This window comes from Desulfosarcina widdelii, from assembly GCF_009688965.1.
Lineage (GTDB): Bacteria > Desulfobacterota > Desulfobacteria > Desulfobacterales > Desulfosarcinaceae > Desulfosarcina > Desulfosarcina widdelii.
Genome location: NZ_AP021875.1, coordinates 5,906,180 through 5,919,346, shown reverse-complemented (window position 1 = coordinate 5,919,346; position 13,167 = coordinate 5,906,180). Strand labels below are relative to the sequence as shown.

Below are 13,167 nucleotides of genomic sequence, written 5' to 3'. Positions count from 1 at the left end.
CAATATTTCAGATTTTGGAGGATTTTTATGGTTGATCGACAAAAAGCAAGTTCCTATCTGTGCCTGAGATACTGCTGGCGTATGGCTTCCAGCGTGCCATTCGCCGCTATGGCGGCAATGGCGGTTTCGAGCGCCGGGATGTGCGGCTTCAGCCGGGATTTGCGGGACATGACGATGTAGGCCGGGTTGTCACTTTCAAGCCGCAGCGGGGCCGGTGCGAACCGCTCGGCATATCCCAGCTTGCCGATGAGGTAAACGCCCGTTTCTTCGGTTATGAGCACCGCGTCGATGCGGTTGAGGGCCAGTTTGTGAAAGTTCTGCTCGTCGGTGGTCACTTCGAATTTTTGGATCCTTTGATCGGCGTCGAAATCCGGATGGTGCTTATACCCGGCGCGGATGCCGATCCTGAGCTGGTAAAGGTCTTCCCACTTCTGGATGTAACGGGCGCGTCCCTTGTTGAGATAGAACACTTTGGTGACATATGGCGCGATCGTCGGTTTCAGGTAGATGACGTACGCCTCCCGCTCGGGCCGGTAGAAAAGTCCGATAAACAGATCCGCCTCTCCGGTTTTTAGCTCGGTCAGGCAACGCTTGAACGGCAGAACGTGGTAGCGGGACGTCAGGTTCGCCTTCCGAAGCACGGCCTCAATAATATCGATAAAGACACCTCTGGGGGGACCCCCTTCGAACATCCGGTAGGGAGGGCTTTCGGTGCTCGCCACGACAGCGACATCGCCTTTCTCAGCTCCCCGCACGTTGGTAGCCAGCCCGCAGATCGCCGAGAGGATTCCGACGGTTAGCAGGCCGAGCAGCAGGCGCCGGTATGGCTTGAGGGTGATGTTTACCTGTCCATCATCAGCCAACTCTTGAGGTATCACAATATCATTTGGAATGTTATTTCCCTGTTCCATTTAAAAATCCTACTAAGTTTAGTGTATAAAAGCAACTCAGGTACGCAGGATGCGTACCAAAAAAGGAGCTACTGGATCTGGTGATCAGTAAATGGCAACCTCGAGTTTTTCATCAGATTGCAAACTTTCGATATCTTGCCGTACCAGCTGGCCGGCTTGAAATCAGCAGAAGTCTATATGTTTTGGCCGGCTGGAGGGCGGGTTCGGTTGCTATTAGATGTTGTGGCTTTTATAAAGGGCGACATCAACCGGGCCAGCAATTTGACGGAACTCAGCAATCCCTCAATCTACAGGTATATGTCCAACGCGGTACTTCCAACCAGAAGCAAACGAGGCAATTAACAATCAGGCCGTAATCTTCATCCGGCAGCTATATCGGAAACGCTTTCGGCAGACTTGCTGATTTTCGGCTTCAACCGATCTACGAATCTACACGGTTCTTCACTCGGCACAGTGTTGATATAATGCTCAAGGTATTCGAGAAAAACGGCCTTGTTTTTAACATGGCCCTGCACCATTTAGGCACTCAGCCTGGTCTGACCATCGGGCAACCACTATGCTGGCGCCACCTCCACCAGGCTGCAGTGGAAAGCGCAGGTTTCGCCCTGGTCGGTGAGCCGCTGGCTGGTGAGTTGGTTTGCTCCCTTGCCCCCGGGCGCGAGCCTGGGCCAGTGAAGACCTTCGGCCACCAGCAGGCCAGGCTGGGTGTCCGAGGTTACTTCCGCATACAGGCTGCACTCGCCACGGCCATTGTATACTCTCACCAGGTCGCCCTGGCTGATGTCTCGTTCCCGGGCGTCTTTAGGGTTGATGAGCACCTTGGCACGTCCGGCCAGTTCCCTGATCTCAGGGATCTCGTTAAAGGCTGAGTTTAAGAACAGATGATGGGGCGGGGTTATCAGTTCAAGCGTGTATTTGTTTCCGCCCTCCGGGTCCCGCCAGGCCTGGCCGCACGGCAGAGGATCCAGGCCCTTGTTCAACCAGGTTTGGGAAAAGAACTCAACTTTGCCCGAAGGGGTATTGAAGCCGTCCGCATAGGGGTTGGCCGGAATGTTCAAGCGCACCGCCTTTTCCTGCCAAAAGGCTTCGTGATCGAATCCCTTCAGGCTGGGGTGTTCTTCACGCAAAAAATCCTTGATGAAATCTTCCTCACTCAGACTGAAGACTTCCTCCTCAAAACCCATGCGTCCGGCCAATTGCTGGAAAATGGCCAGGTTAGCCCGGCTTTGGCCCACCGGCGGAATGACCGGCCGGGCCAGGCGCAGATAGTTGTGGCCATAGGCCCTGTACATGTCGGTCATCTCAAGGAAACTGGCTCCGGGAAGAATGATGTCTGCGAATAAAGCCGTATCGGTCATAAAAAGTTCATGCACCACCAGAAACAGATCATCCCGCTTCAGCCCTTCGTGCACGAGGGCCGATTGGGGAGCGACCGCGGCCGGATTGCTCATGAAGTTATAGAGCAGCTTTATGGGCGGGTCCTCCAGTCTGGTGAGGGCGTCTCCCAGCTCCACCATGTTTACCACCCGGGTGCTCTTGGGACACAGATCCGGCCGGGTCAAGCGGGTGAGGTTCGAGGGACCGCCCCCCAATGAGCGGGTGATGCCCGCGCCGGGTCGTTTAAACGCCCCCACCAGGGCGGGCAGACAGGCAATGGTGCGCATGGCCATGGCCCCGCGCAACTGCCTGGCCGGCCCCCAGCCGGTGCGGATGAAAGGTGCCCGGGCCTTGCCGTAGGCCACAGCCAGCCCACGGATATCGATGGCCGGGACACCGCAGATCGTTGAGGCAATTTCCGGTGGATATTCGGCAGCCCGCCGGGCCATTTCATCAAAACCCACCGTATTTTCGGTGATGTAATTCCGATCGATGAGATTCTCGCTGATTAACACCTGCATCATGCCCAGGGCCAAGGCGGCGTCGGTTCCTGGCTTGGGCATGAGGTGCGTGTCTGCTGCCTTGGCAGTACGTGTCCGATAAGGGTCTATCACCACCAGCCGGGCCCCGTTTTTGCAGGCTTTCCTGTAAAAGGGCCAGGCATGCACGTTGGTGGTCAGGCTGTTGTTACCCCAGATGATGATGAAATCCGAATCCACCGCGGATTCAAGGTCTGTGCTGGGGCCGGAGCCCAGGGTGGCCTGATACCCGACGGCGGCCGCGGGCCCACATATGGTCGCCAAAAGTCGGCTGGCTCCCAGCTTGTGAAAAAAGGCGTGGCCTGCGTTGCGCTGGATCATGCCCATGTGTCCAGCATAGAAATATGGCAGGATGGCCTCGGGACCGAATTCAGCAGAAACCTCTTTGATCTTGTCCGCTACCTGATCCAATGCCTCATCCCAGGCGATGGGCTCAAAACGGCCCGTCCCCTTCGCCCCCCTTCGTATCAGGGGCGTGAGAATCCGCTTTTCATTATGGACATGCTGAGGGAAATAACCGGCTTTTTTACAGATGAAACCCTGGGTGAATGGATGGTCTGGATCGCCCTTCACCTTGGTTATCCGGCCGTCCTCCACTTTGGCCAGAAGTCCGCAGGTATCCGGACAGTCTTTTGTACAAACGGAAGGCTTCCACATGGTAAATTATTTCCTCCATTGAAAAGTCAGGGTTCAGAACAGATCACAGAAACTGCAACCTCAATGCGTTGTTGAATTAACAGGTAAGCTTACGCTTTGTCGTTGTGGGGTTAACCGTATTACCATTCACCGTTCATCCCGCTTTAATCGCGGGCTGCCAGCCAGATGGTATGGCGGCTGCCTTTTCCACTGTTACGAGCCGGTGTGAGAATTTCTTCCACCGAAAAGCCCGTCTGACGCAGGCGCATGGGAAATGCGCTGTCCGGTGACGCCGACCAGACAGCCAGCACACCGCCGGAACGAAGCGCCGTATACGCCGCCTTCAGTCCATCCGGGCCGTATAGCCAGTCGTTTTCCTGGCGTGTGAGGCCATTGGGCCCGTTGTCTACGTCAAATACGATAGCATCATAAACCGCCGCAGCCGATTTCAACATCCCGGCAATATCGGTCTCGTGAACCGTAACCCGCTGATCCGACAGCGGATTTCCAGCAAGTTCCGCCAGCGGGCCGCGGTTCCATTGTATCACCGCCGGCACCAGTTCCGCGACCGCGACCCGGCTGTCCGCTCCGAGTTCTTTCAGGGCGGCCGCCAGGGTGAACCCCATGCCCAAGCCGCCGATCAGCATTGACGTCTTCGACCGGCCGTTCAGGCAGCCGCTGGCCAGACGGGCAAGGGCGTCCTCCGACCCATGCTGCCGGCTGTTCATCAATTCGAAGCTATCCCCCCGAATCGAAAATTCGTCACCCCGTTGCATCAGCCGCAACCGTTGCTTGCTTCCGGGTATCGTTGTCGTATCGATCAGTTGCCATGGAATCATGGTGGCCTTTCCTGTAATCCGCTATCAAAAGGCAGCCGTACACCCTTTTTCCACCTTCATTACCCATTTTTCATGTAAAGCACCAGCCTTCTTCCCGCAACAATGTCGTTTTCGGCACCTGCAGGATAACCACCGCTGCGACCGCCTGGAAATCCCCATCGAGAAGTCTCCTCGGATTATGCACGTTTTCAACAAATGGCGAACTATACCCGCTTAGAAATTTGCTCTATAAATTGATGAGGATTCATATTCTGATTATCGAGTTGACACCCGTACCGGCAAGTGCTATATGAGCATAAACTCATTACACAGGCTAACGAAAGCGCAGTTTTCTTGTGTGGCTTTCATCTTCTTTGCTTCCGCAAGGCATGCCCCGGCTGGCAAAAGCCGGCGAAAAGGGATCTGTTTTTGCGCGGGCAAAACTCACAGATTGACGGGAGGCTTCGCCTTCCGTTGGAGGGGAGGTATCCGATGAAAAAGGTTGCACGGATCGCACTGGGATTTTTTCTTATTGTTGCTGGCCTCGGCATCCCCACGGTGGATGCCGCCGATTCGATCGATATCGGACATCCGGCCTGCCTTTCCGGGAAATACGCCAAAGCCGGAGAGCAGGCCGTAGCCGGGATCAAGGCATGTGTAGACTGGGTCAACAACACGTACGGAGGCGTTAGTCTGAAAGGGAAAAAGATTCCGCTGAAGTATACCTATTACGACTGCGAATCGAACAAGGAGTCGGTCACCAGCCTGATCGGCCGCCTGGCAACGGTCGACAAGGTCGATGTCGTCTTCGCGCCCTACAGTTCCGGCCTGACGCTTCGGGGAGCCCCCGTCACCGAAGCCCGGGGCATGCTCTACATGGACCACGGCGGCGCCAACAACAAGATTTTCCAACAGGGATTCCGGTACATCGTTCAGACCATCGGTCCGGCCTCCAGCTATCACCGAGGAACCCTCGACATGATCCATAAAATCGACCCCAAGGCCAAAAAGGTGGCGCTGGCCTACGAGGATTCCGAGTTTGCCAAAATGGTCATGGAAGGTGCCGAAGCCCATGCCAAGGAACTTGGCTTTCAGATCGTTTTCAAAAGAACCTATCCCAAAGGCGTGACCGACCTGACCCCACTGCTTTCGGCCATGAAGGCGACCCAACCCGACTTCGTTCTCGGCGGCGGGCACTTTGAAGACGGGCAGTTGTTCAATCGGCAGATGGCCGATCTGGGCATCGACACCAACGCGCTGTCGCTGATTGCGGCAGCCACCCTGCCCGCTTTTTACGAAGCCTTGGAAAGCATGGCCGAAGGCGTGATGGGTCCCTCCCATTGGGAATACGGCGTCAAATATGCCGAATCCGAGGCCAAGAAGGTCGGGTTGCCATGGATCGGCCCCGGCCAAGACGAATTCGTCGCGCTTTTCAAGAAAGCAGCCGGCAAAGAGATGGTTCCCGACTATCACGCAGCCGAAGCCGGGGCCCAGGTACTGGCCTATGTTCTGGCCGTCGAAAAGGCCGATTCCGTTGACTCGGCCACGGTCCGCAAGGCCCTGGGCGATCTGGAATTCATGTCGTTTTACGGCGGATGGGATGTCGATGAAAACGGCATGCAGGTCGGCCACACCATGGTGGACGTCCAATGGCAGAAAGCCGAACGAATCATCGTGTGGCCCGAAGAAGCCCAGACCGGCAAGGTCTGCTATCCGATGCCCACATTTGACGAAAAAGCCAAGGGCAAGGTTGCTCTTCCCTAAAAAACCGCTGTTCCGATAACCAATTGGGGTCGCGGCGGATATCGAACCGCCGCGGCAATCTCGGCGTCAATTTCGGCTCCGAGCGTTGACTTTCACCCCATCCATCAAGAGCGAGTCGCGCATGGTATTCGAACAACTTGCCGGGAATCTGTTTCAGGGGCTTGTCCTGGGAGCCGTCTATGGAATGGCCACCATGGGCCTCAGTCTGATCTTCGGCGTCCTCAAAGTGGTCAACGTCGGCCACGGCGCCTTTGTCATGGTCGGCGCCTTCATTGCCTTCTGGCTGTTTTCCGCCCTGGGGATCAATCCGGTGCTGGCCATCCCGGTGGCCTTCGCCATCGGTCTCGGATTGGGCCTCCTTTTTTACTATACCGTCATCCAGCGGCTGATCAAGGCCCCCGAACTGGCCACGTTGCTGGCGACCTTCTCCATCGGTGTGCTGCTGCAGGAAGTGATCAAACTCATGTTCGGGTCGGAATTTCGGGGCTACAACTGGGCGGTTGGCAAGATCGATCTGGGGATCACGGTTCTTCCGGTGACCAAGCTGCTGGCCTGTCTGGGCAGTGTGGCCATCGCTGTCCTGCTGTACCTGTGGTTCAATCGCACCCGGGCCGGATCGGCCATGCGTAGCGTGGTCGAAGACAGTGAAGGGGCGCGGGTGTGCGGGGTCAACGTCGGCGCCGCCTACGCCTGGAGTTTTGCCCTGGGAATCGGCCTGACCGTTGCCAGCGGTGTATTGCTGACCATGTTCATTCCGGTCGGCATCAACCCCTACATGGGTGGCGGGTACACCCTCAAGGCCTTTGTCATCGCCGTGCTCGGAGGGCTCTCGTCGCCTTACGGCGCATTTTTCGGAGGGCTGGTCTTCGGCCTGATCGAAAACGGCTCCTACACCCTATTTGCCTTGCTGCCGGGCGTTGAGCCCTTTGCCCTGACGCGGTTTCTCTCTTTCGTCATCCTTCTGATCATTTTACTGATCCGACCTACCGGATTGCTGGCGCGAAAATGAAAACCAAACTGATCAAATATTATCCGATGATTCCCGTCCTGGTGCTTTACGCCGCCCTGTTTCTGGTCGGACGCAATGTGTCGGGGATGTGGCAGTTGGTGGCCATGCTCCTGTTCTATTGTGCCCTGGGCCAGGCGTTCAACATCTTTCTGGGCATGACCGGCTATGTCGATTTCGGCTATGTGGCGTTTATGGGGGTGGGCACCTACGGCATGGCGCTGGCCATCAGCCGACTGGCCCACATAGAGAATCTCGGCGTCGGCATCATCGTGATCGGATTTGCCATGGCCATGCTCATGTCGACCCTGCTTTCCGTTGCCGTCGGCGCCGTGGCCCTGCGCCTGCGCGGAGCGTATTTCGCCATTGCCACGATCGGAGTCAACGAGGGATTCCGTTTTCTGATCGAAGGGGCCCGCATCTGGAACGGCTCGGAAGGAATCATCTTCATGGCCCAGCTCAATCAGATCCTGGGCCGGGAGGCGGCCAGTGCGCTGGCGACCTTCTGGGCCGATGTAATCGTTCTGGTGATTGCGGTGTTGGCGGCCATGGTGACCCTGATCTACATGCGCAGCAAGATCGGGTATGCCCTGACGGCCTTGAGAGAAGATGAGGATGCGGCCAAGGTGATGGGCATCAATGTGACCAAGTTCAAAATCATCGCCTTTATTACCAGTTCCTGCTTTGCCGGACTGGTGGGGGCCTCTTCGTGGGCCTTGAAAACGCCCTATGTATTTCCGCCTGAAGTCTTCGAAATTCATTACACCATCGAAGCGATCATCATCGTACTTCTCGGCGGGGCGGGAACCCTGCTGGGCCCGCTGGTCGGCGGCCTTATTTACGGCATGTCCAAATACTATCTGTCGATCTTTATCCCCGGGTTTCAGCTGCTGATTTTCGCGCCGATCATCATCGTCATCATCGTCGTATTCCCGGAAGGTGTGATCGGCATGCTGAAGGCGAAGACAAGAAACACGGCCGTTGGCCGTTACATCATTTAGCGTAGGTGGCGATCCAATGACTCTGCTTCAGCTCGACAACGTAACCAAACGCTTTGGCGGCCTTGTGGCCGTCGACGGCGTTAGCCTGGAGATCGACACCGGCCAGTTCGTCGGCATCGTCGGCCCCAACGGCTCGGGCAAGACCACCCTCTTTAATCTGATCAGCGGCGTATTTTTTCCTGAGGAGGGGCATATTCTTTTCGAGGACACCGACATTACCCGGATGCCCCCATTCAAGCGTGCGCCTTTGGGTATCGGCCGGACCTTTCAGATTCCGCGGCCGTTCAGTTCGGAAACGGTCCGGGAGAACATCGCCGTGGGGGCCATGTTCGGCAGAATGGGCAAAGAACTCAGTGTGGACGCCTCCATGGAGGTTGCCGATCAGCTCATCGAAAGACTGGATCTTACGGCCCATCGGGATAAAGCCGCCGGAACGCTGACACCCATCGAGAAAAAGATGCTGGAAATCGGCCGTGCTCTGGCAATGAAGCCGAAGATTCTGCTCATGGACGAGGCCATGGCCGGGATGCACCCCAGCGACATCGATCAAATGGTGGCGTTCTTGAAGCAAATCGCCGGAGAAGAGAATATCGCTCTGGTGGCCATGGTCGAACATATCATGCGGGCTGTTCTCGGTATGGCGGAAAAAGTAATCGTTCTCCATCAGGGAGCAAAATTGGTGGACGCCCCGACGCAGGAGGCCTTGAACGATCCCAGGGTGGTGGAAGTTTATCTCGGTGGCGCGGGAGGCAAATAAGCATGCTGCAGGTCAACGATATCGAATCCGGTTACGGTCCCATGCAGGTTCTCTGGAAGCCCAGTCTGGAAGTCAAAGCCGGCACCATCACCTCGCTTCTCGGCCCCAACGGTGCCGGTAAAAGCACCCTGCTTGGAACGATTTTCGGCTCCGTTTCACCCTGGAACGGATCGGTTATCTACGAGGAAAAGGACATTACGCGGGAGCCGACGCATAAAAAAGTGGGCTTCGGATTGGCGCTGGTGCCGGAAGGCAAGCACCTGTTTCCCAATATGACCGTAGAAGAAAACCTGTACATGGGGGCCTACCTGAAACGGGCCGAGGCGCACCGTGAAGACTCCCTGGCCAAGGTCTATGAACTGTTTCCCCGATTATCGGAGCGACGGGCCCAGATGGCCGGTTCGCTCAGCGGAGGAGAACAGCAGATGGTTACCATCGGTCGGTCTTTAATGACCAAACCCAAGCTGATCATGCTGGACGAACCCAGCCAGGGGCTGGCTCCCCTGCTGGTAGAGCTGATGTTCGAAACCATTCGCAAAATGAAAGACGATATCGGCCTGACCATTCTCCTGGTGGAACAAAATGCCGACGCTTCGCTGAAAGCTGCCGACTACGTCTATGTCATGCACGAAGGAACCATCAAGGCGCATGGAACCCCGGAGACGGTGAAAGCTTCCGACGAAATCAGGGAAGCCTACCTCGGTTTGTAACCCCACCCCATGAACCTTCCTGGATTCCGGATCTCCGCTTCGCTCCGTCCGGAATGACAAAACTGGAGACCCGGCAAAAAACGGAACTTGAACTATCCTTAGAACCGTATTTCCGAATTTCCTAGTTCGACCTTCCAGCGAATTCGACAATAGTATCTTTATGCTCCTTTACGATAAACCGCCCCAATTCCGAGAGGTTTCGGTGTTCGGCGAAATCGTAGTCCAGTTTGGCCGTACTGAACTGGGGATCGAAGGAGAATGCGCCCTGGTTGAATAGATTCTGCAGAAATCCGGGTTGGTTGTACGGTTTTCCCTGGGCGTGGCGATCGAATTCATCCCAGGATTTCAGTTTGATATAAAGAATGTCCGGGATGCCCTCCGGGGCGTCGAGAACATGCAGGGGCTTGTTGGCTTCGTCCAGTTGACCGATCACATCTTCACTCAACGCGGTGTTGATATGGTGCCGCTTAATGAGCGTTTTCAAGCCATGATAGGACTGGTTGGAACGCGTGGCGTCCTTATCCTCTTTGTCGTGCTCGGCATCCACAACGATAATGTACCCGCACCCCCGGTTGATGAGAGATTCGATGCCCAGGTTGTTGTAATGCCCGCCGTCGGAAACATCCAGATGGTCCGTCTCGGAGACGTTGGCCCGGCTTTTTACTTCCCTGGCATAATTCACAACTTCTCGGCTCAGCCCCAGCCCGGCTACTTCTCCACCCAGCGCCGGAAGGTGAACGGCAACCGCCGCCCCTGAAATGGCGATTGCATCGCGGATTCTGATGGTTTTCACACTGGCCAATAGATCCTTGGAATGGATATACCCCAGCGACCGTGATCCCGAATAGAGTTTCGTCATCTCGAAGCACTCCTGGGTCACGCTGAAGCTTTCCGGGCTGCGATAATTGACGGTTCCGTTGACGATCAGAAAGGGCCTGTCCTTGTCCTTGACCATGGTTTTATCGGCCAGCGGCAGGTAGCGCGACTGCTGGCCGTGCTCCCTCAAGAAGGTCTTTGCCAGCAACCTGCCGTAAATATTGCTGATATAGTTGGCATTTTTTCTGGAAAGGGCAGCTTCCTGCAGCACGCGGGCAGGGTTGGGCAACAACGCTTCGAAGCCCTCTTCGATCAGGTTGGGATGGGTCGGGATGTCGTCGAAAAACCATCTCAGGTCATTGGAGGTGGAAAACGGCATGGAGACCCATGATCCGCCCGATACCGCCGAAAGGTAGTCGATTTTCCCGATCACGCCGATCTCGAAAAGCCCCCTGAGGATGCCGTAGTTGAAAATGGCCGACCGGTATCCGCCGCCGGAAAGGGCCAGGCCCAGCGTGTGCGTCTGTTTTCCTTTCAGGCCGATGATCTTCTTTTCCGGCCATCGCTGCGAAACATGGGCTCCGATTTCTCCAAAATTCGGGTTGTATCTTGTCCTGTAAGCCATGGATTCCTCCTTGTGGGTTTATGATCTATGTAAAAAATCAGGCTTCGTAGCGCAGCTGCTCCTGCAGCAAAAGGGTATAGCTGAAGGTCGGGCCCCACACTTCCTCGGCCAGGCGGCAGATGTCCATCAGTCGGGCAAAATCGCGCGGGTCGGCCACCACCTGGCATCCGGCGCTCCACTTGCCGACTCTGATCGAGCGCTGATCGGCCGAGGCGCGGTGAATGTTGAGGCCAAAAAATCCCTTTTGGATCGTGTCCGGCATCATGTCCAGAATTTCGTCTTTGTCGTTGTCCCGGTAGGCTTTGATGGGTTTGCATTGCACCAGGGATTCGTATTTGCCTTTATGCAAACCGATCTGGTAGCTGGAGGGATACTGGCCCTCCACCATGATGGCGGTTCCGCTCACATTGAGTGGCTGGTCCAGATAGTAGATGCCGGGATCGGTGGTGGCCTGCCAGATGTGAAATTCCCACGCGTCCGTGTCCCAATTCATCCAGAAGACGCCCAACCAGTCATCGAAAGCGCCGGCGACGGTATCGGCAGTACGGACCCCGAAAAGGTTCAGGTCGTAGTTACGTTTGCGGCCGGAACGGTCGATGCCGTCATAGATTTTATACCCCAGGTTTTTCATCCCCCCGGTCACCATGGCCAGGTTTGGCACCGACGTATCCTCAAATGTATCGACATTGTCGATCCGTTGCGGCATGGCCAGGGCAGCCTCGGTCTCGTCCGCTTCGTCCGGGGTAAGCCACAACTCTCCTTCGGCCGCCCGTCGCCGGACCAGTCCTCGCAGGGTTCTTTTCTTTCCGCTGACGGGGTCCGTAGCCTTGACCCAGCGGCTTAATTCGAAAGGAACCTCCTCGTAGTTGCCGATGCTCAATTTTCGCCGCAACGTGCTTGCCTGCAGGTTGCCGGCCCCGACGTTGAAGGCGAAACTGACCAGGGCCGCGAACTGGTTGTCGGTCAGCGGAATCGAGATCAGGCGTTCGACATCCCGGGCCGCTTCGGCCAGATCCTGCTGCAGCATGGACTCCGCTTCATTCTCGGCAACGGTCTGACCTTGCCTCACCCCCCGTGTATGGCCGTAGCCGATGGTCCACACGCCGGCGGGGCAAAGGTAAGCTTCGGAATAAAAGCCCTCGAAACGCTTGACCAGGTCCAGGCCGCGTTTATTGATGGTTCGGCTCATGTTCACCTCCTTGCGTCAGTCGGCAATTGTCTGCCGGTCAAACCAATGATGCATGGAACCAATGAATTTAAAGGGTTTTCAGAGCCGCTTCAGGCAACGCATGGACGAGCATTAAAAAAGAGAACCCAGCGCATCCGGATGGATTGTTTTCGCGTGATCGTTACGGCCTGCAGATTTTGGGGTACCGGTCGTCATCGATCTTCAGTTCCCCGGCCGGTTCACCCATGTACATCTCACTTATCTGTCCGATCGTATTCAGCGCCCTGGCCTGCTCGATGGTTATTCCCAGCGGGGAAGCATCCTGCAGAGCCGGTCTCTGATCATAATCATTCACTTTCCCGATGAGTTCTCCTGTATGGCCAATATGATAATTCCTGGCCTTTTCGACATTTGTACAGTAGTAATCTCTCATAGCTGGATGCTTCTTCAACCGATCGTCCGTTTCGAACTGGTATATCTTTTTGATCAACGCTCTGGCTTTTTCCAGGTCGCCGAAAGCATTTCTCATCATTTCGGTTTCGCTTCCGGTATCCTTGTCGTCGTAAAAGTCGATCTTCCCCAAAGTATCTTTCAGGTTGACCCCGTTGGCCAGCGATTCCAGGCCGGCGAAAGGAATCACCAGTTGCAGGAACATGCAATCCCGGTCCGGCCCGCCTTCTTTGAGTTCGGCGCACAAGTTCATACCGTTGAGAGTCGCTTCGAACAGATCGTCAACGACTTCCGGGGCACCGCTTTTCCAGTACGCCGTGGCTGCAATGCGATAATAAGCGATGGCGTCCGCTTGCTTTCCTCTCAAACCTTCTAAAGATTCGGCCTCTGTTTGGGCATGGGTCGCGATGCCGATCAGATACGTCGCCGAGCCTTCCTGATCCTTGGGGCGGACTTCAACCAGCAGGCGGGTCAATTGGTTGTCCGTCCGGATCAGGTCGGTGGCACGCTGCACATCCTTGGCCGTAGCGCAGCCAAACAGAATCAGGACGCCGACTCCGAAAACGAATGGAACAAGGTGTTTTTTCAT

Annotated in this window: 11 protein-coding genes; 5 read left to right on the top strand and 6 right to left on the bottom strand. The window is 56.0% G+C overall.

The annotated features are described in order from the left end of the window. Positions 1–53: 53 nt before the first annotated feature. From GN111_RS27115 to GN111_RS27105, 3 genes are all read right to left on the bottom strand, one after another. A complete protein-coding gene (locus GN111_RS27115; protein ID WP_155306745.1) occupies positions 54–911 on the bottom strand; it encodes a substrate-binding periplasmic protein in 858 nt (285 codons plus the stop codon). A 554-nt stretch (positions 912–1,465) separates the two neighbouring features. Further along, a complete protein-coding gene (locus tag GN111_RS27110) occupies positions 1,466–3,484 on the bottom strand; it encodes a molybdopterin-containing oxidoreductase family protein (RefSeq protein WP_155306744.1) in 2,019 nt (672 codons plus the stop codon). Positions 3,485–3,627: 143 nt separating this feature from the next. Further along, the gene (locus GN111_RS27105) at positions 3,628–4,302 is read right to left on the bottom strand and encodes a spermine/spermidine synthase domain-containing protein (protein ID WP_155306743.1); all 675 of its coding nucleotides are present in this window, start codon (positions 4,300–4,302) and stop codon (positions 3,628–3,630) included. Positions 4,303–4,773: 471 nt separating this feature from the next. Here GN111_RS27105 and GN111_RS27100 point away from each other — a divergent pair, with 471 nt between their 5' ends. From GN111_RS27100 to GN111_RS27080, 5 genes are all read left to right on the top strand, one after another. Then, positions 4,774–6,045, top strand: a complete 1,272-nt coding sequence (locus tag GN111_RS27100; RefSeq protein WP_155306742.1) for an amino acid ABC transporter substrate-binding protein — start codon at positions 4,774–4,776, stop codon at positions 6,043–6,045. Positions 6,046–6,166: 121 nt separating this feature from the next. Then, positions 6,167–7,054: a branched-chain amino acid ABC transporter permease gene (locus tag GN111_RS27095; RefSeq protein WP_155306741.1), complete on the top strand. Its 888-nt coding sequence runs from the start codon at positions 6,167–6,169 to the stop codon at positions 7,052–7,054. After that, positions 7,051–8,052 carry a branched-chain amino acid ABC transporter permease gene (locus GN111_RS27090; RefSeq protein ID WP_155306740.1) on the top strand — a complete coding sequence of 334 codons (1,002 nt, stop codon included), beginning with the start codon at positions 7,051–7,053 and terminating at the stop codon, positions 8,050–8,052. The genes GN111_RS27095 and GN111_RS27090 overlap by 4 nt, the downstream gene beginning before the upstream one ends. A 16-nt stretch (positions 8,053–8,068) precedes the next feature. Further along, entirely contained in the window at positions 8,069–8,809 is a 741-nt protein-coding gene (locus tag GN111_RS27085; protein WP_155306739.1) for an ABC transporter ATP-binding protein, read from the top strand. 2 nt (positions 8,810–8,811) lie between these two features. Next, positions 8,812–9,519, top strand: a complete 708-nt coding sequence (locus tag GN111_RS27080) for an ABC transporter ATP-binding protein (RefSeq protein WP_155306738.1) — start codon at positions 8,812–8,814, stop codon at positions 9,517–9,519. Between the two features lie 121 nt (positions 9,520–9,640). Here GN111_RS27080 and GN111_RS27075 read toward each other — a convergent pair whose 3' ends face one another. The 3 genes from GN111_RS27075 to GN111_RS27065 all read right to left on the bottom strand — a co-directional run bounded on the left by GN111_RS27075 (position 9,641) and on the right by GN111_RS27065 (position 13,167). After that, entirely contained in the window at positions 9,641–10,960 is a 1,320-nt protein-coding gene (locus GN111_RS27075; RefSeq protein WP_155306737.1) for a patatin-like phospholipase domain-containing protein, read from the bottom strand. Positions 10,961–10,997: 37 nt separating this feature from the next. After that, entirely contained in the window at positions 10,998–12,149 is a 1,152-nt protein-coding gene (locus GN111_RS27070) for a lysozyme (RefSeq protein ID WP_155306736.1), read from the bottom strand. 160 nt (positions 12,150–12,309) lie between these two features. Then, positions 12,310–13,167 (bottom strand): hypothetical protein, encoded by an 858-nt coding sequence (locus tag GN111_RS27065; RefSeq protein WP_155306735.1) that lies wholly within the window; start codon positions 13,165–13,167, stop codon positions 12,310–12,312.

Coding starts and splice junctions, on each gene's coding strand:
- GN111_RS27115 (WP_155306745.1), bottom strand. CDS start 911: ATGGAACAGGGAAATAACATTCCAAATGATATTGTGATACCTCAAGAG.
- GN111_RS27110 (WP_155306744.1), bottom strand. CDS start 3,484: ATGTGGAAGCCTTCCGTTTGTACAAAAGACTGTCCGGATACCTGCGGA.
- GN111_RS27105 (WP_155306743.1), bottom strand. CDS start 4,302: ATGATTCCATGGCAACTGATCGATACGACAACGATACCCGGAAGCAAG.
- GN111_RS27100 (WP_155306742.1), top strand. CDS start 4,774: ATGAAAAAGGTTGCACGGATCGCACTGGGATTTTTTCTTATTGTTGCT.
- GN111_RS27095 (WP_155306741.1), top strand. CDS start 6,167: ATGGTATTCGAACAACTTGCCGGGAATCTGTTTCAGGGGCTTGTCCTG.
- GN111_RS27090 (WP_155306740.1), top strand. CDS start 7,051: ATGAAAACCAAACTGATCAAATATTATCCGATGATTCCCGTCCTGGTG.
- GN111_RS27085 (WP_155306739.1), top strand. CDS start 8,069: ATGACTCTGCTTCAGCTCGACAACGTAACCAAACGCTTTGGCGGCCTT.
- GN111_RS27080 (WP_155306738.1), top strand. CDS start 8,812: ATGCTGCAGGTCAACGATATCGAATCCGGTTACGGTCCCATGCAGGTT.
- GN111_RS27075 (WP_155306737.1), bottom strand. CDS start 10,960: ATGGCTTACAGGACAAGATACAACCCGAATTTTGGAGAAATCGGAGCC.
- GN111_RS27070 (WP_155306736.1), bottom strand. CDS start 12,149: ATGAGCCGAACCATCAATAAACGCGGCCTGGACCTGGTCAAGCGTTTC.
- GN111_RS27065 (WP_155306735.1), bottom strand. CDS start 13,167: ATGAAAAAACACCTTGTTCCATTCGTTTTCGGAGTCGGCGTCCTGATT.